23 protein-coding genes are annotated in these 22,280 nt (G+C 67.7%); 10 read left to right on the forward strand and 13 right to left on the reverse strand.

Annotation, left to right across the window (positions count from 1 at the left end):
• Window positions 1-104 precede the first annotated feature (104 nt).
• The 4 genes from I0K15_RS08880 (at window position 105) to I0K15_RS08895 (ending at window position 5,005) form a co-directional block, all read left to right on the forward strand.
• Window positions 105-1,679 carry a Re/Si-specific NAD(P)(+) transhydrogenase subunit alpha gene (locus tag I0K15_RS08880; RefSeq protein WP_196105078.1) on the forward strand — a complete coding sequence of 525 codons (1,575 nt, stop codon included), beginning with the start codon at window positions 105-107 and terminating at the stop codon, window positions 1,677-1,679.
• 15 nt (window positions 1,680-1,694) lie between these two features.
• Window positions 1,695-3,185 (forward strand): NAD(P)(+) transhydrogenase (Re/Si-specific) subunit beta, encoded by a 1,491-nt coding sequence (locus tag I0K15_RS08885; RefSeq protein ID WP_196105079.1) that lies wholly within the window; start codon window positions 1,695-1,697, stop codon window positions 3,183-3,185.
• Between the two features lie 159 nt (window positions 3,186-3,344).
• Window positions 3,345-4,262 carry a hypothetical protein gene (locus I0K15_RS08890; RefSeq protein ID WP_196105080.1) on the forward strand — a complete coding sequence of 306 codons (918 nt, stop codon included), beginning with the start codon at window positions 3,345-3,347 and terminating at the stop codon, window positions 4,260-4,262.
• A gap of 68 nt (window positions 4,263-4,330) precedes the next feature.
• Window positions 4,331-5,005: an SDR family NAD(P)-dependent oxidoreductase gene (locus I0K15_RS08895; protein ID WP_196105081.1), complete on the forward strand. Its 675-nt coding sequence runs from the start codon at window positions 4,331-4,333 to the stop codon at window positions 5,003-5,005.
• Window positions 5,006-5,120: 115 nt separating this feature from the next.
• On the opposite strand, the gene I0K15_RS08900 is transcribed toward I0K15_RS08895, so the two are convergent.
• The 5 genes from I0K15_RS08900 to I0K15_RS08920 form a co-directional block, all read right to left on the reverse strand.
• Entirely contained in the window at window positions 5,121-6,443 is a 1,323-nt protein-coding gene (locus I0K15_RS08900; protein WP_196105082.1) for an ABC transporter permease, read from the reverse strand.
• The gene (locus I0K15_RS08905) at window positions 6,436-7,128 is read right to left on the reverse strand and encodes an ABC transporter ATP-binding protein (protein WP_196105083.1); all 693 of its coding nucleotides are present in this window, start codon (window positions 7,126-7,128) and stop codon (window positions 6,436-6,438) included. The genes I0K15_RS08900 and I0K15_RS08905 overlap by 8 nt, the downstream gene beginning before the upstream one ends.
• Window positions 7,128-7,607 carry a hypothetical protein gene (locus tag I0K15_RS08910; RefSeq protein ID WP_230374360.1) on the reverse strand — a complete coding sequence of 160 codons (480 nt, stop codon included), beginning with the start codon at window positions 7,605-7,607 and terminating at the stop codon, window positions 7,128-7,130. Before I0K15_RS08910 ends, I0K15_RS08905 begins: the two co-directional genes overlap by 1 nt.
• A 66-nt stretch (window positions 7,608-7,673) precedes the next feature.
• Window positions 7,674-9,170: an alkaline phosphatase gene (locus tag I0K15_RS08915; RefSeq protein ID WP_196105084.1), complete on the reverse strand. Its 1,497-nt coding sequence runs from the start codon at window positions 9,168-9,170 to the stop codon at window positions 7,674-7,676.
• Between the two features lie 104 nt (window positions 9,171-9,274).
• Window positions 9,275-10,810 (reverse strand): SulP family inorganic anion transporter, encoded by a 1,536-nt coding sequence (locus I0K15_RS08920; RefSeq protein ID WP_230374361.1) that lies wholly within the window; start codon window positions 10,808-10,810, stop codon window positions 9,275-9,277.
• Window positions 10,811-11,133: 323 nt separating this feature from the next.
• On the opposite strand from I0K15_RS08920, the gene I0K15_RS08925 reads away from it, so the two are divergent.
• A complete protein-coding gene (locus I0K15_RS08925) occupies window positions 11,134-12,015 on the forward strand; it encodes a type IV pili methyl-accepting chemotaxis transducer N-terminal domain-containing protein (RefSeq protein ID WP_230374362.1) in 882 nt (293 codons plus the stop codon).
• 5 nt (window positions 12,016-12,020) lie between these two features.
• Here I0K15_RS08925 and pth read toward each other — a convergent pair whose 3' ends face one another.
• Entirely contained in the window at window positions 12,021-12,713 is a 693-nt protein-coding gene (gene pth, locus I0K15_RS08930; RefSeq protein ID WP_196105087.1) for an aminoacyl-tRNA hydrolase, read from the reverse strand.
• Between the two features lie 81 nt (window positions 12,714-12,794).
• A complete protein-coding gene (locus tag I0K15_RS08935) occupies window positions 12,795-13,433 on the reverse strand; it encodes a 50S ribosomal protein L25/general stress protein Ctc (protein ID WP_196105088.1) in 639 nt (212 codons plus the stop codon).
• Between the two features lie 115 nt (window positions 13,434-13,548).
• Between I0K15_RS08935 and I0K15_RS08940 the strand changes: the two genes are divergently transcribed.
• Window positions 13,549-13,869 (forward strand): hypothetical protein, encoded by a 321-nt coding sequence (locus I0K15_RS08940; RefSeq protein WP_196105089.1) that lies wholly within the window; start codon window positions 13,549-13,551, stop codon window positions 13,867-13,869.
• On the opposite strand, the gene I0K15_RS08945 is transcribed toward I0K15_RS08940, so the two are convergent.
• The 6 genes from I0K15_RS08945 to I0K15_RS08970 all read right to left on the reverse strand — a co-directional run bounded on the left by I0K15_RS08945 (window position 13,866) and on the right by I0K15_RS08970 (window position 18,565).
• Entirely contained in the window at window positions 13,866-14,219 is a 354-nt protein-coding gene (locus I0K15_RS08945; RefSeq protein ID WP_196105090.1) for an MmcQ/YjbR family DNA-binding protein, read from the reverse strand. The two genes, I0K15_RS08940 and I0K15_RS08945, sit on opposite strands and share 4 nt — an antisense overlap.
• Window positions 14,216-14,860 carry a LutC/YkgG family protein gene (locus tag I0K15_RS08950; RefSeq protein WP_196105091.1) on the reverse strand — a complete coding sequence of 215 codons (645 nt, stop codon included), beginning with the start codon at window positions 14,858-14,860 and terminating at the stop codon, window positions 14,216-14,218. Before I0K15_RS08950 ends, I0K15_RS08945 begins: the two co-directional genes overlap by 4 nt.
• The gene (locus I0K15_RS08955; RefSeq protein WP_196105092.1) at window positions 14,857-16,284 is read right to left on the reverse strand and encodes a lactate utilization protein B; all 1,428 of its coding nucleotides are present in this window, start codon (window positions 16,282-16,284) and stop codon (window positions 14,857-14,859) included. Before I0K15_RS08955 ends, I0K15_RS08950 begins: the two co-directional genes overlap by 4 nt.
• Window positions 16,285-16,516: 232 nt before the next feature.
• The gene (locus I0K15_RS08960; protein ID WP_196105093.1) at window positions 16,517-17,263 is read right to left on the reverse strand and encodes a (Fe-S)-binding protein; all 747 of its coding nucleotides are present in this window, start codon (window positions 17,261-17,263) and stop codon (window positions 16,517-16,519) included.
• A gap of 49 nt (window positions 17,264-17,312) precedes the next feature.
• The gene (locus I0K15_RS08965; protein WP_196105094.1) at window positions 17,313-17,921 is read right to left on the reverse strand and encodes an extensin-like domain-containing protein; all 609 of its coding nucleotides are present in this window, start codon (window positions 17,919-17,921) and stop codon (window positions 17,313-17,315) included.
• On the reverse strand, window positions 17,918-18,565 hold the full coding sequence (locus tag I0K15_RS08970) for a GntR family transcriptional regulator (protein WP_196105095.1): 648 nt from the start codon (window positions 18,563-18,565) through the stop codon (window positions 17,918-17,920). Before I0K15_RS08970 ends, I0K15_RS08965 begins: the two co-directional genes overlap by 4 nt.
• A gap of 102 nt (window positions 18,566-18,667) precedes the next feature.
• Between I0K15_RS08970 and I0K15_RS08975 the strand changes: the two genes are divergently transcribed.
• The 4 genes from I0K15_RS08975 to I0K15_RS08990 all read left to right on the forward strand — a co-directional run bounded on the left by I0K15_RS08975 (window position 18,668) and on the right by I0K15_RS08990 (window position 22,273).
• Window positions 18,668-19,276 carry a LysE family translocator gene (locus tag I0K15_RS08975; RefSeq protein WP_196105096.1) on the forward strand — a complete coding sequence of 203 codons (609 nt, stop codon included), beginning with the start codon at window positions 18,668-18,670 and terminating at the stop codon, window positions 19,274-19,276.
• Complete coding sequence (gene speB, locus I0K15_RS08980) at window positions 19,276-20,217, forward strand: agmatinase (protein ID WP_196105097.1); 942 nt, start codon at window positions 19,276-19,278, stop codon at window positions 20,215-20,217. Before I0K15_RS08975 ends, speB begins: the two co-directional genes overlap by 1 nt.
• Window positions 20,214-21,560 (forward strand): glutamine synthetase family protein, encoded by a 1,347-nt coding sequence (locus I0K15_RS08985; protein ID WP_196105098.1) that lies wholly within the window; start codon window positions 20,214-20,216, stop codon window positions 21,558-21,560. The genes speB and I0K15_RS08985 overlap by 4 nt, the downstream gene beginning before the upstream one ends.
• 146 nt (window positions 21,561-21,706) lie before the next feature.
• A complete protein-coding gene (locus I0K15_RS08990) occupies window positions 21,707-22,273 on the forward strand; it encodes a carboxymuconolactone decarboxylase family protein (protein ID WP_230374363.1) in 567 nt (188 codons plus the stop codon).
• Window positions 22,274-22,280 lie beyond the last annotated feature (7 nt).

Below are 22,280 nucleotides of genomic sequence, written 5' to 3' on the forward strand. Positions count from 1 at the left end.
GAATATTTCGCCTTGACGCTGCGGCGCAGCATTTCTTGACTTCCCAGTCGCAGGACCACGTGTCATGCACGACGACGACCATGCCTTTCCAAGGGAGGAGCCCCATGAAGATCGGAGCGTTGAAGGAGACATGGCCGGGGGAGGCTCGCGTCGCGATGACGCCGGAGAGCGTCGGCCGGCTCAAGAAACTGGGTCATGACTGCGTGATCCAGGCGGGCGCCGGCGAGGCCGCCCGTTTCAACGATGCCGATTACGAAGCCGCCGGGGCCGAGGTGCTGGCCGATGCTGCCGCCGTCTATGCCGCCGCCGATGTGGTCACACGGGTGCGCGCGCCTGAGGGCGATGAGCTCGACCACGTGCGGGACGGGCAGACGCTGATCTCCTTCATCTGGCCGGCGCAGAACGAGGCGCTTCTGGAGACGCTGAAGGGCAAGGGGGCCACCACCGTCGCGATGGACATGGTGCCGCGGATCTCCCGCGCGCAGAAGATGGATGCGCTGAGCTCCATGGCCAACATTGGCGGCTACCGCGCGGTTGTGGAGGCCTCCAACAATTTCGGGCGCTTCTTCACCGGGCAGATCACCGCGGCGGGCAAGGTGCCCCCGGCGAAGGTGCTGGTGGTCGGCGCGGGCGTCGCAGGGCTGGCGGCGATCGGGGCCGCGACCTCGATGGGTGCGATCACCTATGCATTCGACGTAAGGCCCGAAGTGGCCGAGCAGATCGAGTCGATGGGCGCCGAGTTCGTCTTCCTCGACTTCGAGGAGGAGCAGGCGGACGGGGCCGAGACGGGTGGCTACGCCGCCCCCTCCTCGCCCGAATTCCGGGAAAAGCAGCTCGAGAAGTTCCGCGAGCTCGCACCCGAGGTGGACATCGTCATCACCACCGCGCTGATCCCGAACCGGGACGCACCGGTGTTGTGGACCAAGGATATGGTCGAGGCGATGAAGCCCGGCTCCGTCATCGTGGACCTCGCCGCCGAGCGCGGCGGCAACTGCGAACTGACCGTGAAGGACGAGCGGATCGAGACGGAGAACGGTGTCGTCATCATCGGCTACACCGACCTGCCGAGCCGGATGGCGACGCAGTCCTCCACGCTCTACGCCACAAACATTCGCCACCTGATGGACGACCTGACGCCGGAGAATGACGGCGTGATCGTCCACAACATGGAGGATGACGTGATCCGCGGGGCCACCGTGACCCATGCGGGCGAGATCACCTTCCCGCCGCCGCCGCCCAAGAAACAGGCGATCGCGGTGCAGAAGCCGAAGCCCAAGGAGCCGACGGCGGAAGAGAAGGCCGCGGCGGAGGTCGCCGCCTTCAAGCAGCAGACCAAGACGCAGGTCGGCCTTCTGGTCGGCGGTGCGGCGCTGTTGCTGCTGATCGGCTCGATCCCCGGGATGCCCGCGAGCTTCATGCAGCACTTCATCGTCTTCGTACTGTCGGTCTTCATCGGGTTCCAGGTGATCTGGAATGTCAGCCACTCGCTGCACACGCCGCTGATGGCGATCACCAACGCCATCTCCTCGATCATCATCCTCGGCGCGCTGGTGCAGATCGGGTCGTCGAGCGGCCTCGTGGCGGTGCTGGCCGCGCTCGCGCTCTTCATGTGCGGCATCAACATCTTCGGCGGCTTCATGGTCACGCGGCGCATGCTCGCGATGTTCCAGAAATCGTAAGCAGGGGCGGCTTCAATGGATAACGCACTTCTGATTGCGGCCTATGTGGTCGCGGCGATCCTAATCATCCTGTCGCTCGGTGGCCTGTCCGGGCAGGAAAGCGCGAAACGCGCGATCTGGTACGGCATCGCGGGCATGGCGCTGGCCGTGTTCGCAACGCTGGTCGGGCCGGGCGCGGGCCTGTGGCCGTTGACGGTCGTGCTGGTCGGCATCGGCGGGGTGATCGGCTGGCAGCTCGCAAACAGGGTCCAGATGACCCAGATGCCGGAGCTGGTGGCGGCCATGCACTCGCTGGTCGGCCTCGCCGCGGTCTTCGTCGGCTTCAACGCGCATATCATGATCGGCGTGCTGCAGGGCGTCTTTGCCGAGGAAGGTCTGGTGCTCGGCGGCACGGCGGGTGACGCCGCCGCCTATACCGCACTCGCCGCCTATGAGGGCCTATCGTCCTTCGGCCAGCTCATCGCGAAGAAGACGAACGTTGAGATTAACATCCTGCGGGTCGAGCTGGTGCTGGGCATCTGGATCGGGGCAGTGACCTTCACCGGTTCGGTCATCGCCTATGGCAAGCTGGCGGGCAAGGTGGACAGCGCGGCGAAGAAGCTGCCGGGCGGGCACTTGCTGAACGCGGGCGCTGCAGGGCTCTCTCTGCTCTTCGCCATCCTCTATCTGGGCGGTGCGGGGACGTGGACGCTGATCCTGCTGACGCTGCTCGCCCTCTTCATCGGATACCACCTCATCATGGGGATCGGCGGGGCGGACATGCCGGTCGTGGTCTCGATGCTCAACAGCTACTCAGGCTGGGCGGCGGCGGCGATCGGCTTCAGCCTTGGCAACGATCTGCTGATCGTGGTGGGGGCGCTGGTCGGCTCCTCCGGTGCGATCCTCAGCTACATCATGTGCAAGGCGATGAACCGCTCCTTCATCTCGGTCATCCTCGGCGGGTTCGGCGGCGACGGTGGCCCGGCGATGGAGGTCGAGGGCGAGATGGTGGCGACCGACGCCGACTCCGTGGCCACAGCGATAGACGAGGCGGACAGTATCATCATCGTGCCGGGCTACGGGCTCGCGGTCGCACAGGCGCAGAGCTCGGTCAGCGAGCTGACGCGGCGCCTGCGGGCGAAGGGCAAGGAGGTGCGCTTCGCCATCCACCCCGTCGCGGGCCGTCTGCCAGGGCACATGAACGTGCTGCTGGCCGAGGCGAAGGTGCCCTACGACATCGTGCTGGAGATGGAGGAGATCAACGACGACTTCCCCGATACCGACGTCGTCATCGTCATCGGCGCGAACGACATCGTGAACCCGGCCGCGCAGGAGGATCCGAACTCCCCAATCGCGGGGATGCCGGTTCTGGAGGTCTGGAAGTCGAAGCAAGTCTTCATCTCCAAGCGCGGCCAGGGCACGGGCTACTCCGGAATCGAGAATCCGTTGTTCTTCAAGGAGAACAGCCGGATGTTGTATGGAGACGCGAAGGCATCGCTGGACACACTTCTGTCCAAAATCACCTGACCCCGAGAGGGCGGCCCGCGGGCCGCCCTTTCTTTCTTGGACTCGAACCGGTTCGGGTGCGACAATCAGTCCTGATTTAGCTCCACAATTATCTCAAATTTTATCCATTCTATAGCCTCGTCGTCGGCACTTATTGTTCGACAGTTCGGGAGGTATAGAATGAAGAAGGCCATCGCGTTTGCTGTGGTGTGCGGCCTTGCTCCTTCGGCGCATGCCGAAGAGGCCGATACCCTGAAGCTCCAAGGTCTGCGGACCATCGACACCGCGGAACGGATCCTGACCGCCATCGAACGGATGGGCATGTATGCCTGTCACGTCACAGCCGGTCTGGAGGATGACAACCCCACGCAGAAACTGCTGAGCGAGGTGGAGGCTTACGAAAGCTCGATCCGTGCCCTGCGCGAGGGAGACAACGTCGCGGACATCCCCGCACTGCGCGCCCCCGCGGCGGTGGAGGCCCTGAGCTGGTTGGAGGAGGTCTCTCCCTTCGTCATCAACTATGCCCGCTATGCCAGCAATGGCGAGTTCGGGCCCGCCTATCTCAACGCCATGCATGACGAGCACGACAAGGTGGTCTACGCCGCCGAAGGGCTGGTCGAGGAGATCGGCCGCGCCTTCATGCACGGGCGCATGAGCCTGCTGGAGACGAGCACGCTCGACAATCTCGGCCACCTGCGCGCCGAGTCCGACTTGCTCGATGCGGAGTACTGCATGGTCCTGACCGGCACCAACGGCGTGCGGGACGAGATGGCGGCGACGCTCGCCGATTTCGACCGGCGCCTGACGCTCGCCGAGGCGGGCAGCATGGACGAGAAGATCCTGCCGCCGAGCCCCGCGCTTGCCGGCGCGCTGCGCTGCATCCGCTCGGAGTTCGAGATCGTGTCGGGCATGCTGTCGCCTTATGTGTCGGGTGAAACCAGCCCGACGCTGGAGGAGCTGCGCGAGGTGAACGGCCACGCCCACACGCTGGAGCATCGCAGCCACGCGGCCATGGAGCTCTTTGAAGGGGAGATCGCGGCCGGCGAACCCGCCGATCCGATCACCTGCGACGACCTCGACCGGACGGCCGCTCTCTGAGGTCCAGACCGCTGGACGCGCTCCTCCCGCGCCACACGTGGTGAGGGGTATGGTGTGGGAGGAGCGCAATGGCGGACCTGGCTTTAATCGTGGGCGTGGGGGACGGACTATCCGCCTCCCTCGCCCGTCTCTTCGCGGCGGAGGGCTATGACCTCGCCCTCGCGGCGCGCAACACCGACAAACTGACGGGACTGGTAGCGGAGACGGGGGCGTCGCAGCACATGTGCGACGCCTCCGACCCGTCGTCGGTCGAGGCGCTGTTTGCCGCCGTGCCCGCTGTCCCCGACGTCGTGATCTACAATCCGTCGGCCCGCGTCCGCGGCCCCGTGCAAGAGCTGGAGCCCGAAGCGGTGCGCAAAGCGCTGGAGGTCACGGCCTTCGGCGCGTTCCTCGTGGCGCGGGCTGTTGTGCCGGGGATGGTCGAGCGCGGCTCGGGCACGATCCTAATGACGGGGGCGTCGGCGGGGGTGAAGGGCTTCCCCAACTCGTCGAGCTTTGCCATGGGCAAGTTCGCGCAACGGGGCCTTGCCCAATCGCTGAGCCGGGAGCTGCATCCGAAGGGCATCCATGTCGCCTGGATCAACATCGACGGCGCGATCCGCAATCCTGGCCGGACGGAGGAGGTGGCGGGCTCGATGCTCGACCCCGACGCGATCGCGCGGGAATATCTGGGGCTGGTGCGGCAGGACCGCTCGACCTGGTCGAACGAGCTGACGGTGCGGCCGTGGGTGGAGCGCTTCTAGGGGCGGCGCCCGACGATCACCGTCGGGTTATCGCGTATTTGGACAAAGAAGAAGACACTGCAGATTTCTTCTTTGCATAAATACGCGCAATCCTGCGGACGCAAGATATCCAAGCCTATCCGCGGAGCGCCTCAACGGCGTTGCGGCTGAAGGCGGCGCGCACGGGCAGGAGGGCGGCGAGGGCTGATGCGCTGACGAAGGCGGCGACGAGGTGGATCTCCGCCCAGCCCAACCGGCCAGAGACCGCGAGGCCCGTCCGTTCCGAGATGATCGCGGAAAGCACGCCGGTCAGTGCGAGCGCAAGGCCGAGGCCCAGCGCCGCGCCGAGGCCGATCAGCAGGGCTGCGTAGCTCCAGAGCGTCGCTGCGATGAAGCGGCGGGGCGCGCCCAGCGCGCGGAGCAACGCGAGTTGCCGGGCGAAAAGGCGGGTGAGCAGTGCCAGCCCGGCCAGCACCGCGACGGCCACCAGCACCTGGCTCGCCACCGTCATGACGGAGGCCGCGGCGCGGATGTCGCCCATCAGCAGGTGCAACTCGGTCAGCACCGCGGCGGGCAGGATCGCCATCAGGTCGTCACGGGTGAACTGCTCGCGCAGGGAATAGGCGGCGTAGAGCTCCGTCGGCACCACGAGGGCCGCGGGCGTGCCGGGAAACCACTGCGGCTCATAGGGCGGGCCGAGCGCGTCGGGCTGGTCGAAGGCGTGGCCGTTGCCGAGGCCATGCGTCTCCCACACCTGTTCGGCGGGGACGAGGATCGCGCGGTCCCAGGGGGTGCCGGTACGGGCCATGCGACCGACGACGGTAATCTCCACACCCTCATGCGCGCCGTGCTCGACCTCTTCCCCGATCCCGTGGGCGGGCTCGAAGGTGTCGCCGAGGGTGAGGGGCACGTCGGCGCCCGCCACGGCTTCGGAGTAGGATTCGAAGAGGCGGCCTTCCACGGACGCTCCGGCGAGGTGTTCGATGAACGGGGCAATGGTGCCGACGACCGGCGCGCCTTGCCAGCTGTCGCCGAAGGCGAGGGGGGCGGCCATGGCGACGCGCGGATGCTCCGAGATCTCGGCGAAGGCGGGGCCATCGATCAGGCCGACATCGTTGGGCTGCAAGTAAACGGAGGAGAAGAGCAGCGTCGTCTCGCTGCCCGGTGTGCCGATGACCAGCGGGAAGGGATTGGCGGCGTCCGCACTGGCGGCGCGCAGGGCGCGTTCCTGGACGATCAGCGCGGCCCCCACACCGACAGCGCACGCGATCAGCGCGACGAAGACCGCGTTGATGCCAAGGTGGCGCGTGACGAGGGCGCGCAGCAGCGGCGCAGGCGCGAAGCCACGGAGCACGACGAGCGCGATCAGGACGACGGGCAGCAGGAGGGCGACGAGCAGCAGGATGTCCTGCGCGATCGCCGGCAGCCCGTACCAGATGTCGAGGAGGGCATCAGGCAACGGCGGCCTCCCGCCCTGGTTCGACGATGGTGCCGTCGCGAACCTCCAGCACCCGGTCCATGCGGGCGATCAGGTGCGGATCGTGGCTGGCGACGAGGAGCGTGAGGCCCTGCTCGCGCACCAGCGCCACGACATCCTCGATCAGCCGGTCCGCCGTCTCCCGATCGAGATTGGCCGTGGGCTCATCGGCGAGCAGCACCCTGGGCCCGGCGGCGAGGGCACGGGCGACGGCGACGCGCTGGCGTTCCCCGCCGGAGAAGCTGGCGACGCGGCGGCCCTCGGCCTGCGCGATGCCGAGGCGGCCGAGCGCGGTGCGCGCCCGCTCGCGGATCACGGCGCGATCCCGGCGGCGGGCAAAACCGGTGGCGATGGAGGCATTGCCGAGCGCGTCGAGTTCCTCGAAGAGCAGGTGGTCCTGGAAGACGATGCCGAGCGCGTCCCGCCGGAAGGCGGCGCGGCGCTCCGGCGCGAGGGCCGCGACGTCGGCCCCGTCCCAGGTCACGGTGCCCTCCGCCACCTCGCGCAGGCCGCTGACGGCGTGGAGGAAGGTGGACTTGCCCGCACCCGACGGTCCGCGCAGCGCCACCGCCGTTCCTGTCGCGATGTCGAGGGCGGGGACATGCAGGATGCGCTCGCCCTCGTCGCCGGTCAGGACCAGGCCGCGAACCTCAAGCGGCAGGCCCATCAGGCCCGGCCGAAGGTCGCGTCGGAGAGGCGAACGCGGCTCAGGAAGCCGGTCTCGGGATCGCGGTAGTCGCCGATCTCCAGCACGCCGCGCGTCTCGATCCGAACGTTGAATGGGGTCGGGCGCACCACGCGCTTGGAATAGACGGCGAGGATATCGTCGGGCCACTCGGCGGCCGTCTCGCAGAACGGGCACACCGACATCGGCCGCTTCGTCAGCACGAAGAAGACGGAGTTGGCGAGGAGCGGCGGCGCCATGAAGCCCTCGACCTCGATACGCTGTCCCTGAAGGTCGCGCGCGAGGTCGGAGAAGCTTCTGTCGCGGTTGTAGAGGTCGCGCATGCGCAGCGCGTCGCCCTCGGCGCTGCCCTCCTCCTGCGCGCGCAGCGGTGCGGCGGCGAGGTAGGGCGCGGCGAGGCTGGTGGCGAGGAACAGGCGGCGGTCCATCGGGTACTCCATGACGTCCAACGTCTTTGCCATGTTATAACAGGGTGCGGAGCCCGGTCGAACCGGACCCCGCTCAATCTCACGTGACGGTACGCTCGATCACTCGGCCTCGAAGGCCGCGTAGTGCATCACGTGGAAGATGAAGTTCTGCTCGATGGTGCCGTTGAGCAGGTGCGCCCACGGCCCCATCGCGTAGACGGCCACGTCCTCGCCCGAGTGGGTTTCGGACCCCTTGGGGATCAGCGCCTGCTGCAGATACTCCAGATCCGTCGCCTCGCCCTGATCGGGGTTCGGACGCGTGCCAAAGAAGCTGCCGTCGGTCTGCTCGATCAGCACAGAGCCCGGGCCGTTGAGGTAGCCGACGACGCTGTAGGGCTTGCCGTCATCCGCGAGCTCCGGCTCGCCAGTATGCTCGATCCCGTCGCCGTCGTTCACACCCATACAGAGGCCGAGGATGTCGGTGCCGCGGCCGCAATAGCCGTTGAAGGCGATGGCATGCTCGTGGTCGGCGGTGACGATGATCAGCGTCTCGGACGGGTCGGTCGCGTCCATCGCGGCCTGCACGGCCTCGGCGAAGGCGACGCCATCGCGCACCACGCGGGCGAGGTTGCCGCCGTGGTTGGCGTGATCGACGCGGCCCGCCTCGACGGAGAGGAAGAAGCCCTCCTCGTTCTGGCTCAGCGCCTCGATGGCGGCGGTCGTCATCTCGGCCAGCGAGGGCTCGCCGTCACGGTCGGCCTCGTACTGCATGTGGGAGCTCTCGAAGAGGCCCAGCACCGGGGTGCCCGCGGTCAGGTCGAGGGCGTCGAACCCCTCCTGATCAAAGACGACGGTGGCGCCGATGCTCTCGGCCCGCTCGACAAGGTTGGTGCCGTCAGCGCGGCGGCCGTTGGACCCCTCGGCGTCGGTCACGTCCTCGGGCAGGAAGTGACGGCGGCCGCCGCCCATGGCGAGGTCGATGGTGCCCGCCTCCATCGCGTCGATGAGCTGGGTGGCGATGTCGGTGTGGGCGCAACCCTCGGGCACGGAGTCCTCGAAGTTGCGGTCGGCGGACACGGCATAGGAGGACGCCGGGGTCGCGTGGGTGATCCGCGCTGTGGAGACGACGCCGACCGAGCGGCCGACATCGGTCATCATGGCGGCAATCGATGTGACCTCGTTGCCCGGAACGGTGGAGCAGTCGCCGCGCACCACGTCCTCATCGACACCGATCACGCCCGCATCGGTCTTCACACCCGCATGCATCGCGGTGCCCGTGCCGGCGGAGTCCGGCGTCTGCGCGTTCACGTTATAGGTCTTCACGAGGCCGAGGTTCGGCATCGTCTCGTAGGGCAGAACGTTCTCGTCCCCGAAATTGCCGTTCTGCTGGCCGTGGAACAGGCGTGTGGCGTAGTTGGTACCGACACCGTTGCCGTCCGCGATCATCAGGATGACGTTGCGCGCGCGGCCCTCGATCGGCTGCTGGGCGAGTGCCTCCTGCAGGCGGGCCTGGCCGTCGGTAAACCACCGGTTCTCGGCCTGCGCGGGGGTGTCCTGGGCGGCGGCGGCGGACGCGATGAATGCTGCGGACAGCATCAGCGTGGAGAGCGTTTTCATGAGGTGACCCTGTAACGTTATACTATTACAAAGGGTTAGTCCTTTGCTCCAACGTCGTAGGGGCCGTGTGTGACGAGCCTGTTACACCTCTGAGGCGCCCTTCCTCAATGCGCGGCCGGCGCCCCCGGCGGATTGTCGCGGTCGACGGCGAGCTCGTATTTCGGGTCGTGCGCCTCGTCCCGCACCACGAGGTCCGTGTAGTCGCCGAGGCGCCGGGCGCAGTCGGGGGAGAGCCCATGGAACTCCAGCGTCTTGCCCTCGCGCACGTAGCGCTGCGCCACGCTCTTGAGCGCATCGACGCCGGACATGTCCCAGACGCGGCTGTCGGTGAAGTCGGCGATCACGCGGTCCGGATCGGTCTTCGGCGTGAAGAGCTCCTTGAACTTGTCGGTGGAGGCGAACATCACCGGGCCGTTGAGGTGATAGGTCTTCACCCGGTCATCCTCCGACCGCCAGGTGCGCGCGCTGACGAGGCGGCTGACGCGCCAGGAGTGGACGAGGCTCGCGAGAATGATGCCGACGACCACGGCGATGGCGAGGTCGGCGATCACGGTCACGCCGGTCACCACGACGATCAGGAACGCGTCGGAGCGCGGCACGCGGCGCATCACCTGGAACGTCCGCCAGGCAAAAGTGCCGATGACGACCATGAACATCACGCCGGTCAGGGCGGCGAGCGGGATCTGCTCGATGAGCGCAGAGCCGAAGAGGATGAAGGAGAGCAGCGCCAGCGCCGCGATGATCCCCGACAGCCGGTGGCGTGCGCCGGAGGAGATGTTGATCATCGACTGGCCAATCATCGCGCAGCCGCCCATCCCGCCGAAGAAGCCGGTGACGACGTTGGCGCAGCCCTGCGCGATGCACTCACGCGAGTTGCGGCCCTGCGTCTCCGTAATCTCGTCGATCAGGTTGAGAGTGAGCAGGCTCTCGATCAGACCGATGCCCGCGAGGATGATCGCGTAGGGCAGGATGATCTCCAGCGTCTCCAGCGTCAGCGGGACCGTGGGGATGGCGAAGGCGGGGAAGCCGCCCTCGATGCTCGCCATGTCGCCCACGTTGCGCGTGTCGATGCCAAGGAGTTGCACCACCGCCCAGACGCCTACGATGGCGACGAGGGGTGCGGGCACGGCCTTGGTAAAGCGTGGCAGCAGCCAGATGATCGCCATGGCGAGAGCGACGAGTGCAAGCATGGTGTAGAGCGCGGGGCCCGACAGCCATTCCTCCCCCGTGGGCGTCGCGATCTGGAACTGCTCGAGCTGGGCGAGGAAGATCACGATGGCGAGCCCGTTGACGAAGCCCATCATGACGGGCTGCGGCACCAGCCGGATGAACTTACCCCAGCGCAGGGTGCCGAAGCCGATCTGGATGATCCCCATCAGAACCACGGTGGCGAAGAGGTATTGCACGCCATGCTCCGCCACGAGGCTGACCATGACGACCGCGAGCGCCCCGGTCGCGCCGGAGATCATGCCGGGCCGTCCGCCCATGACGGAGGTGATGAGCCCTACCATGAAGGCCGCGTAGAGACCCACGAGAGGATCGACGCCCGCGACGAAGGCGAAAGCGACAGCCTCGGGTACGAGGGCGAGGGCGACGGTCAGACCGGACAGGACTTCGATTCGCGCTTGGGGCGCGGACATGCTGAGCAACTGCTGAAAATGCCGCTGAAGCGCCGGAGCGAGAATCATTAAGTCACCTATGCTGATGGATTTGAGCGCCGCATAGCAGTCGCGGCGCGAGAACTACAGCGTTCCACGCCGATTGCAACTGCAATGATCTTTCGCGAATACGCGGTCCGGTTGCCAGGCCGCGACTCAGCTCCACGAGCGATAGTAAAGATAGAATGCTCTGGCAATTTGCCTAAAAATTGACAAAAATTCTAGCTGTGCTTCTACTATCTGGAGGGGCGAGTGGAACGAGGTAAGGTATGAGACTTCTAGCAGGATTTACGAGTGTGTTCTTGGTGGCGTTTACGTCCATCTCGCCCGCCCAGACACTTAGCCGGGAAGACCAGGGTCTGCTGCGCATCGACCTCGCGGGGTCGCAGCGGATGCTGTCGCAGAGAGCCCTGCGCGGGGCGTGCTACACCGCTGCAGGCCTGGGCGACCCGGCCATGTCGATGCGCCTGAATGCAGACATCGCGGAGTTCAAGCGACGGACCAGCCTGATCCTCGACGGGGATGACGGGATCGGGCTGGATCCGGAGCGCTCTCCGATCATCCGCAGCGACTACGAGGACCGGGTGCTGGTCCCGTGGCAAACCTTCGAGACGTCGGCGGTCTACATCGCAGCGCGGGGCTACGCGGAGGGGACGGAGCTCCACGACATGGCCGAACGGGGGCAGAGCATCCTCGACGACCTCGACATGACGGTCTCCCACTACGAGGAGAAGTACGCGCGCGGCAACACGCTGGGGCCTGAGGAGTCGCGAACGCTCAACGTCTATGCCGCGCAGCGGATGCTCTCACAGCGAGTCGCCAACCAGCACTGCCTCGTTGCCCTCGAAGTTAACTCGGACGCCGCACGCCAGCGGCTCGCCGGGAGCTTCGAGCGCTTCGACACCGCGCTGCGCGACATGGAGAACGGCAATGTGGACGAGCGGATGCTGCCGCCGAGCCGCGCGGTGGAGCCGGTGCTGGCCTGCATGCGCCGTGACGTGGAGGCCATCCGGCCCGCCATAATGTCGGCCGTCAGCGGGGCACGGCCGACCCAGCCGGAGCTCGCACTTCTGCGCGATGCGAGCTCACGGCTTCTGGTGCAGGCACAGGGGGCTGTGACGCTGCTTCAGAACGAACTGACAGGGCTGGCGGAATCGGACACCGTCCCGCCCTGCGGAGCTCCCTAGTGCGGTCATCCGCGGCGAAACCGGTCGGCGAGTTTCGCGAACGGCCCGGACGGGGGATCGGGTTGGATAGGGGGTGCGGGGGAAGGTGTGGGGTCGCCTTCCCCCGCCTTTTTTCCGGTACCGCTGCGCGGCGGCGCGACACGCAGGGCCACCGCGTTCAGAAACCGCCCATCATCGCCGGCGGCAAGCTCGACCGCGCCATCCGACACACCGCGCATGACGTCGTCGAGCCAGCCTTCCTCGGCCTTGGCAAAATCCGAAAGAACGTATCCAGACACCCGGTCCTTGTGGCCGGGATGTCCGATTCCAAGCCTCACCCGCGCGTAGTCGGGACTGACATGGGCGTGGATCGAGCGCAGGCCGTTATGCCCGGCATGCCCGCCGCCGCGCTTGACCCGCACCTTGCCGGGCGCGAGGTCGAGCTCGTCATGGAAGACGGTGAGATCCTCCGCGCCCAGCTTCCAGAAGCGCAGGGCCTCGCCCACGGACTGGCCGGAATTGTTCATGAAGGTCGTGGGCTTCAGCAGCACCACCTTCGCGGTGCCCAGCCGCCCCTCGGCCACCTCGCCCTGGAACTTCGCCCGCCAGGGGGAGAAGCCGTGATCGGAGGCGATCCGATCCAGAGCCATGAAGCCGATGTTGTGCCGGTTGCGCGCGTATTTCGCGCCGGGATTGCCGAGACCGACGAAGAGTTTCATGCCGTCCCTCCCGAGTTCAGAAACGAAAACGCGCACCGCTCATGTAAGCGGTGCGCGCAAAGCGGTCCAGCGGGAAGAGGATCACTCCTCGGCGGCCGCCTCGGTCTCGGCCTCTTCGCCCTCACCGTCCTCGTCGTCCTTCTGCGAGGCCAGGCCGCTCGGCGCCTGGATGTTCGCGATGACGAAGTCGCGGTCGGTGATCATCGGGCGCGTGCCCTGTGGCAGCGTGATGTCGGAGATGTGGATCGTGTCGCCGATCTCGCGGCCGGTCAGGTCCACCACCAGCTTCTCGGGGATGGCGTTCGCCGTCACCTTGAGCTCGACCTCGGAGCGGACAACGGTCAGCACGCCGCCCTTCTTGAGGCCGGGAGCCGCCGCTTCGTTCTCGAACTCCACGGGAATGTAGAGGTTGATCCGGCTGCGGTCCGACAGGCGCAGGAAGTCGACATGCGTCGGAAGATCCTTGACCACGTCGCGCTGGACGGCACGGCAGATCACCTTGTGCTCGTCATTGCCGACCTTGACGGTCATCAGCGTGGACAGAAACTTGCCACGCTTGAGGAGCTTGAGAAGCTCGTTGAACTTCACCGAGATGGTGACCGGGTCCTGCCCGCCACCGTAGATGACACCGGGGACCATCCCCTCGCGGCGTGCAGCCCGGGCAGCCCCTTTGCCCGTACCTTCACGCGCCGCAGCGTCGAGAACCAGGTTCTCAGCCATTGGCCGTCTCCTTCAGAAATTGTGACCATGCGGCGATCCTCCAGGGGTGTAAGCGCCGCGCGAAGCCGTGCCATAGTCGATTCACCCACCAAGTTAAAGCGAAAGATTCCACCCCGTGCTGCTGCGTAGCCTCTGCCTCGCCCTTCTCCTGATCGCCGTCCCCGCCTGGGCCGTGTCCATGTCCCTGCCCGACGGCACCACCTACGAACAGACCCGAAACCCCAATGGTGTCGTCCTGCGCTCCACTCAACTGCTGGGCGGGAACCGGGATGTCATCTATCTCGGCATCTCCTGCGATGTGCTGAGCGACCGGCTGGGCGAGGGGAAATGGGCGTTCTCCCCGGATGCCGTGATCATCGATTTCATCGGGGAGAGCCTGAGCTTCCGCCCGGCGGCGGATTTCGTCGGGCGCGACATCACCGCCTGCACGTTCTAGCGGGGCGGCAGGTCCGCCTGCTGCGCCTTCGTGAGCGTGGCGCGGACGACGTCGTAGGACGTCTCGATCCGCTCCCTGAGGTCATCCTCATCCGTATCGTTGAGCGAGAAGGCCACCCAGCCGCCACGCGGCAGGTGGGGGGCCTTTTCGGCCGCGCCGATCTCGATGAGGAAGGATGCGGTCTCGGCATCCTTGCATTTGAGGGTCACGCGCTCGGTCTTGTCCGCGAAGATGGCGAAGACCTTGGCCTTGTCGCCGGGGCCGACCTTGAAGACATGCGCGCCCATCCACTGGACCACCATCCACGCGCCGGGCAGCGCGCCAGCATGATCCTCCAGCGCCTGGCTCATCCGACGAGGAAGATGTGGAGTGCCACGGGACCGTGCGCGCCGAGTTGCAGCGTCTGCCCGATATCGGCGGAGCGGGAGGGGCCGGTGACCATGTTCACCGTGCGCGGGTCGAGGCCGGAGGCGCGGAAGGCAGCCCACATATCCTCGAACCCCGCCTTCACGTCGCCGGCGTCGATGGCCACGAAATGGGTCTCACCCAGGAAGGTGAGCGTGACCGGGTTGTCGGGGCCGGAAGCGAGGACGAGCGTCCCGGTCTCGGCCATGCCGTAGCGCGCCTTGGAAAGCGTCGCGGGCTCCTCGATCCGGCCGGGGCCTTGGCTGGTCTCGACCGTGCCCCAGTCGAGGCCGTCGAAGGCGGGGTCTGCGCCCATGCGGATAGCCGCGGGCAGGTTGCGGTCGCGCAGCTCGGTAGCAAGCGCTGCGGGCAGGTCCGCGATGCTCTCGATGCGGGAGACGGTGGCATCCGCCGCCTCGGCCTGGGCGATGAAACGGTCGAGGCGCTCGGGCCCGTCGAGCGAGGCGATGGTGGGGCGCGGCGCGGGAACCGCGCCGGGGCGGATCTCCGCCCCGATGGCGGCGGGGCCGCCATCGCGCCCCTGTGCCCGGCGGATCCGGGTGAGGATACGGTCGCGGGCACTCATCGCTTCGCCTTCCACTGCGCCATGAACGTGTCGCCCGAAGGCACCGGCATGTCCCGCGTCGCGGTCCAGCCCCCGGCGAGCGGCAGGGACGACACCCGCCCCCTCCCGCGCCCCAGCAGCCGCAGCGCCGCCATGCCGAGCCGCGTGCCTGCACGATAGAGCCCCGGCCGCTTGGCGAAGAAGGCCCAGAGGCCGAGCCCGTAGCGCGCCGCGCCCGGCGTCAGCTTCTTCTCGAATTCGCGTTCGCGCCAATGCCGCATCATCTTCGGCAGCGGGATGCGCATCGGGCAGACATCCTCACACCGCCCGCAGAAGGTGGAGGCGTTGGGCAGGTGCCCGCCCTCCTCCACCCCGATCAGCGAGGGCGTGAGCACCGCACCCATCGGCCCGGGATAGACCCAGCCATAGGCGTGGCCGCCGACCGTCTGGTAGACCGGGCAGTGGTTCATGCAGGCGCCGCAGCGGATGCAGCGCAGCATCTCCTCGAACTCGGTGCCGAGCATGTTGGTCCGCCCGTTGTCGAGCAGGACGACGTGGTACTCCTCGGGTCCGTCCGGATCTTCCGCCCGGCGCGGGCCGCTGGAATAGGTCGTGTAGACGCTCATGTCCTGCCCGGTGGCGGAGCGGCCGAGGACGCGCAGGATGGTGGACGAGTCCTCCAGCGTCGGGACGATCTTCTCGATCGAGGCCATGACGATGTGGACCCGCGGCAGCGACTGGCTGAGATCGCCATTGCCCTCATTGGTGACGATGACGCTCTGCCCCGTCTCGGCGATCAGCATGTTGGCGCCAGTGATGCCAACCTCGGCCTGGAAGTACTTCTCCCGCAGGACGCCACGCGCCTCGCTCAGAAGCGTGTCGAGGCCGGAAAGGTCGCGGCTTTCGGGCAGGTGGGTGTGGGCCTTCTGAAACTCCTCGCGCACCTGCGGGACGGTGACGTGCACCGCGGGTGCAATGATGTGGGAGGGCGTCTCGCCGCGGAGCTGGATGATGTACTCGCCCAGATCCGTCTCCACCGGCTTGATCCCGTTGGCGGCGAGGTGGTCGTTGATCCCGCATTCCTCCGAGATCATCGTCTTGCCCTTGTTGACCGTCTTGGCCCCCGCCTTGCGGCAGATGTCGAGGACGATGTTCTGCGCGTCCTCCGCCGTTTCGGCCCAGTGGACGTGGCCGCCCGCTGCGGTGACCTTGCCCTCGTAGGCTTCGAGGTAGTCGGCGAGGTTGGCGAGGACGTGGTTTTTCAGGTCGCGCGCGGCATCGCGCAGGCCGTCGAATTCGTCCTCGCCCAGCTTGGCGCGGGCCGCGGCGCGCTTGCCGACGAAGCCGTTGCGGGCGCCGCGCAGGGCGGATTGCAGGTTCTCGTCGCGCAGCGCCTCGTGGGCATTCTGCTTGAACTGCGGCGTGGTGGGCTCGTGGAGGGTCATGGAGCGACGTCCTCGTGATCGACGCGCGCCGATAGGTCAGCGCCCGCGCCGCGAGGTGGGCGTGGAAGCGCCCGCCCCGGGGGGGCGGTGCGGGCGCTGGCCGGGCTGCTCGCCCGGCAGAGGGTGTTCCGAAGCGTGCTGAAATCCGAGCGGCCCCGGATCAGGTCCGGGGCGGTTTCAAAGAGTTCCAACCGTCCCGGCCGAAGCGCCGGGACCTTTCGCCACATGTCGATCATTTCGAGCCCTCCCCGATCGCCGGCGTGTCGGTCATGCCGGCGAGCACCTCGACCACGTGGCGGACCTCCAGCCCGCGGCCATCACGCTGCGCCTTGCCCGCCATGTTCATCAGGCAGCCGAGATCGCCGGCCAAGAGCATCTCGGCCCCCGTGTCGGCGGCGTTGCGGGTCTTGTCACCGACCATGCTGTCGGAAATTTCGGGATACTTCACGCAGAAGGTGCCGCCGAAGCCGCAGCAGACCTCGGCCTCCTCCATCTCGCGCAGGGTGGTCCCGGCGGAGGCCAGCAGCTTCCTCGGCTGCGCCTTCACGCCGAGCCCGCGCAGGCCGGAGCAGGAGTCGTGATAGGTGGCGAGCCGCGGAACGTCGGCCTCCACGCCCTCCACCCCCAGCACATCGACCAGGAACGACGTCACCTCGTGGGTTTTCGCCGCCAGCGCCTCGGCCCGCTTGCGCCAGGCGCCGTCGAGCATCTGCGGATAGTCCTTCACGATGGTCCCGGCGCAGGAGCCGGAGGGGGCCACGACATAGTCATAGCCCTCGAAAGCAAAAATCACCTGTTTCGCGATCTCGGCCGCCGTCGCGCGGTCGCCGGAGTTCCAGGCGGGCTGGCCGCAGCAGGTCTGCGCCTCGGGCACCTCGACGGTGCAGCCCGCGTCCTCCAGCAGTTTGACGGTGGCAAACCCCACCGTGGGGCGGAACATGTCGACGAGGCAGGTGACGAACAGGGCGACGCGGGGCATCAGGCTCTCCGAATTGGTAAGGTTCTCTTACCACATCCTGCGGTTCGCGCTAGCGACAAAACGGCCCGGAGCTGTAGCCGGAGGCGACGTCGAAGTGGAAGTGGTCGCGATGCGCGGCGTTGTACTCCGGCCCGAGCACGGTGGAGAACGGGCCGCACGCGCTCGAATGGACCTTCCGCAGGAAGCGGCTGGAGGCCCAGTCGTCCAGCACGCTGATCCGGCCGCCATCGGCGAAGCGGAAACCGGTGATGTCGACGGCGTTGCCCAGCGCGTGCTCGCTGAGCCGTCCGCCCGCGCGGCCATAGCGGTTGCGGCAGGCATAGGTCACGGCGACCTCGACTTCGGTGACGCGGCGGCCATCCTCCGCCGCGGCGCGGGCCATGCCGCTGTCCATCCAGTTCGCCATCGCACGTGCCGCCTTGCAGTCCACGGTCGCGCCGCCGCCGAGGCTGACGCCGCCGATGGACCAGAGCTCCACCGCGTTGCCGATGCCGCACTGGCCCGGCCCGTCGACGAAGCCGATGGCCTGGCCTTGGAGGCGCGGGTCGCCGCACAGGCCGCCGCCGGTGATGCGGGCGCTCTGCCGCTCGGGTTCGTCCTCGCCGCAGGCCAGCAGAACGGTGAACGCGGCGAGCGCCGCGAGGGTTGTCGTCTTCATCGCGCGAGCATCCTCAGTCCCCCAGTCACGTCGGCCCGCACGGCGAGGCGCAGGCCGGGCTCATCACCGGCCTTCAGCGCCGCGATGATCTTGGAATGTGTGTCGACGGCGCGGGTTTGCTGCTGACGCGCGTACATCGCGCGCAAGGTGGGACCGGATTGCAACCATACGGTTTCGGTGAGCGCCAGCATCGCGGGGGCCTGAGCGCGGAGGTAGAGCGTGCGGTGGAACTCCAGATTGGCGCGGACATAGCCGGTGCGCGCGCCATCGGCGACGAGGCGCGCGATCTCGGCATTCAGCGCCTCCATCCGCTCGATCAGCGCCATGTGGGCGCGCGGCAGGGCGCGGGCGGCAAGCTCCGGCTCCAGGAGGGCGCGGATCGCAGCGAGCTCCTCGATCCGCTCGGGCGTGAGCTCGGGCGTCGCGATGCGGCCGGATTTGGAGAGGGTGAGCGCCCCCTCGGCCACCAGCCGCCGCAGCGCCTCCCGCACCGGGGTCATGGACACGCCGAGATCGCCGGCGATGCCGCGCAGGGTCAGGCTCTGCCCCGGCTCCATCTCCCCTTGTAGGATGGCGGTGCGCAGGTGGCGGTAGACCCGTTCATGGGCCGGGCCCTGCCCCTCGATCCTGTCGCGCGCATTCATGGGCGCTACACTCCCCCTCCGCCACGGGACGGTCAAGCGCCGCCATCTGGACAGGCGGGGGCGATGGTGGTTTCTGGTGAGGCAGTTACGCGGGAGCGCGCCATGGACGCCCAGACCCTCATCCTCTTCGTGCTTGCCGTCGTGCCGCTGATCTGTACGCCGGGGCCGGACATCCTGTTCGCGATCAGCCAGGGGCTCGCTGCCGGGCGGCGCGGGGCGCTGCGCGCGGTGGCGGGCGTGCTGATCGGCTACTCGGCGCATGCGCTGCTGGCCGCCGTCGGGATCGCGGCGCTGGTGGCGGCCTCGCCCATGCTCTTCACCGTCGTGAAATGGCTGGGGGTCGCCTATATCTCGTGGCTCGCCTACCGGATGCTGCGCTCGGCGTGGGAGCGGCGGGGCGATCTGGAGGTGGTGGCGACGCCGCCGGTCTCTCTGTGGCGGGGGTTCTTCACGAGCTTCCTGAACCCCAAGGGCATCCTGATGTACGTCGCGGTGCTCCCGCAATTCGTGGACCCGACGCAGGCGGTGGCGCCGCAGACGCTGCTCCTGTCGGCGGTGTTCATCGGGCTCTGCGGGCTGATCTACTGCGTAGTGGGGCTGGCGGCCGCCCGCTCCGCCGGGAAGGCCCTGCGCGACGCGGTCCGGCGGCGGATCGAGGCGATCGCGGGCGGCTTGCTCGTGGGTGCGGCGGCCAAGATGGCGGGGGCGTGATGGACCACCGCAAGGATTATGCCTTCACCGCCGACGGGCTGAAGGACAACACCCATGACGAGATGTTCTATTCCGGCGCGCTGAGCTTCTGCCGCCGGAAATATGTGCGCGATTTGAGCGGGGTTGATGTGGCGGTGATGGGCGTGCCCTTCGACACCTCCGTCACCAACCGGCCGGGCAGCCGCTTCGGCCCGCGAGCGGTACGCGCGGCCTCCACCAACCTCGCCTGGGCGCGCGCCTGGCCGTCGAGCTTCGACCCGTTCGAGCGGCTGGCGGTGGGCGACTGGGGCGACATCCATATCGACCCCGGCCATCCGGAGCAGACGCCCGCGCATATCGAGGCGGCGATTGCCCATGTGCTCGGGCAAGTGGACAAGGTGCTGCTGATCGGCGGCGATCACTTCACCACTTACCCGTCGCTGAAGGCGCATGTGGCCAAGCACGGCCCGCTGGGCCTGATCCAGTTCGATGCCCATACCGACACGTGGAAGGATGACGGGACGCGGATCGACCATGGCACCATGTTCTACCACGCGGTCGAGGAGGGGCTGATCGACCCGGACCGCTCGATCCAGGTCGGCATCCGCACCACCAACGACGATCCGCTTGGGATTGAGGTGCGTAATGCGATCAAGGTACATGAGACCCCGACTGCCGAGACCGTGACCGCGGTCCGCGAGCGGGTCGGCGACGGGCCCTGCTATCTGACCTTCGACATCGACGCGCTCGATCCGTCCTGCGCGCCGGGCACCGGCACGCCCGTAGTGGGCGGGCTGACGACACATCAGGCGATGGCGATCTTGCGCGGCCTGCACGGCCTCAACATCGTGGGCGGCGACGTGGTCGAGGTCTCGCCCGCCTACGACGTCGGCGAGATCACGGCGCTGGCCGGGGCGACCATCGCACTGGAGCTCCTTTGTATCTACGCGAGCGCGTCATGAGCGACATGCGCCCCGCGATCCGGCAGGCGGTCGAGACTGGCGACCTACGCTCCATTGAGCTGGTCTTTCCCGACATGAACGGCGTGTTCCGGGGCAAGCACCTGCCGCCGGACCAGGTCGACAAGCTCTTCGGCGCGGTGAAGCTGCCGCTGTCGACCTACAACCTCGACATCCTGTCGGCGGATGTGGAGGCGGCCGGCATCGCCATCGACCGGGGCGACCCGGACGGGTGCGGGCACTGCGTCGCTTTCGGCCCGGCCCTGTGGTCCGACCATGGCGTGGCGCTGATGACCATGACGCATGCGGATGGGCGGCCCAATGTCTACGACCCGCGGCAGGCGCTGGCCGCGGTGGTCCGGCGCTTTACCGAGAAGGGGCTGACGCCGGTCGTCGCGCCGGAGCTGGAGTTCTACCTGATGGACGCCGCCCGCGATCCGGGTGGACGGGGCCAGCCGCCCGTCAGCCCGCTTACCGGTGACCGGCTGGAGGACCCGCAGATCTACCGGCTCAGCGTGCAGGAGCCGTTCCTGCCGATCCTCAACGAGATCAGGGAGGCGGCGCTGGCGCTTGGCGCGCAGGCGGACGTGGCGCTCGCGGAGTTTGGGCCGGGACAGTTCGAGATCAACCTCGCGCATACGGCCGACGCGCTCTCCGCCGCCGACCAGGCCATGATGCTCAAGCTCGCGATCCGCGGCGTGGCGCGGAAGCATGGGCTGGAGGCGTGCTTCATGGCCAAGCCTTATGGCGAGCATTCGGGCTCGGGGCTCCATTTCCACATCTCGATGCTGGACGAGGCGGGGCGCAACATCTTCGCCGGCGATTGCGAGATGCCGAACGCGGCGCTGGGCGGCGCAGTGGCGAAGCTGGTGGACGAGATGCCGGCGTCCACACTCGTCTTCGCGCCGCATCTGAACTCCTACCGGCGGCTCGCACCCGGGAGCTATGCGCCGATCATCGCGGCCTGGGGCCTCGACAATCGGGGCGTGGCGGTGCGGGTGCCCGCGACCACCGGCAAGGCGGCCCGGCTGGAGCATCGCGTCGCCGGGGCCGACGCCAATCCCTACATCTCGCTCGCCATCGTGTTGCAGGCGGTGCTGGAGGGGATGGAGCATCCGGCCGATCCCGGCACCCCGGTGGTCGGTGAGGCCACGGCGGAGCACGGGCCGGAGCTGCCGCTCGGTTGGGGCCGGGCGCTCGCGGCATTCCAGGAGTCAGAATTCGTCGCCCGTGCACTCGGTCCGGAATTCGCGCGCGTCTACGGGCTGATGAAAGCGCAGGAGATGGACAGCCTGCGCACCCGGGTGACGGACGTGGAGTTCGACATCTACATGCGGTCGCTCTGAACAGACTGTCGCCGCTGCGGCTCCAATCCCCGTTTTCCGCCTCGCTCAAGCGCGATTTCGTGAACTGCCGTTCCATTGGGCGGTGCTCCGACCACCTGTGGCCGGTCGCGCAGGACCGCGCGTCGCCACAGCAAAGGACGAAGCCCGTGAAAACGACCGTGCACACGCTCGACAGCGCCCCCGAAGACTCCAAGCCGCTCCTCGAAAACTCCATGAAGACGTTCGGGCGGCCGCCCAGCCTGCATGGCGTGATGGCGGAGAGTCCGGGGCTGCTGGAGGGTTACCAGCGGCTGCACGCGCTCGCGATCAACGGCACGGCCTTCACCAAAGAGGAGCGGACGGTGGTCTGGATGACGGTCAATGTCAGGCATCAGTGCCACTACTGCGTGCCTGCCCATACCGCCATTGCCCATCGGGAGAAGGTGGATCCCGCGATCATTGATGCGCTGAGGGATGAGACGCCGCTCGTGGATGCGAAGCTGGAGGCGCTGCGCGACTTCACCCTCGCCGTGGCGGACAGCCGTGGCCGTCCGTCGGCGGAGCAGGTCGCAGCGTTCGAGGCCGCGGGCTATGGCGAGCGCGCGGTGCTCGACGTGATCCTGATCGTCGCGCAGAAGGTGATGTCGAACTACGTGAATTCGATCTTCGACACGCCCACGGATGCGGCGTTCGAGAAGTTCGCATGGCAGCCGAAGGGCGAGCGCGCGGCGTAATCACCGG

Source organism: Pontivivens ytuae (assembly GCF_015679265.1).
Taxonomy (GTDB): domain Bacteria; phylum Pseudomonadota; class Alphaproteobacteria; order Rhodobacterales; family Rhodobacteraceae; genus Pontivivens; species Pontivivens ytuae.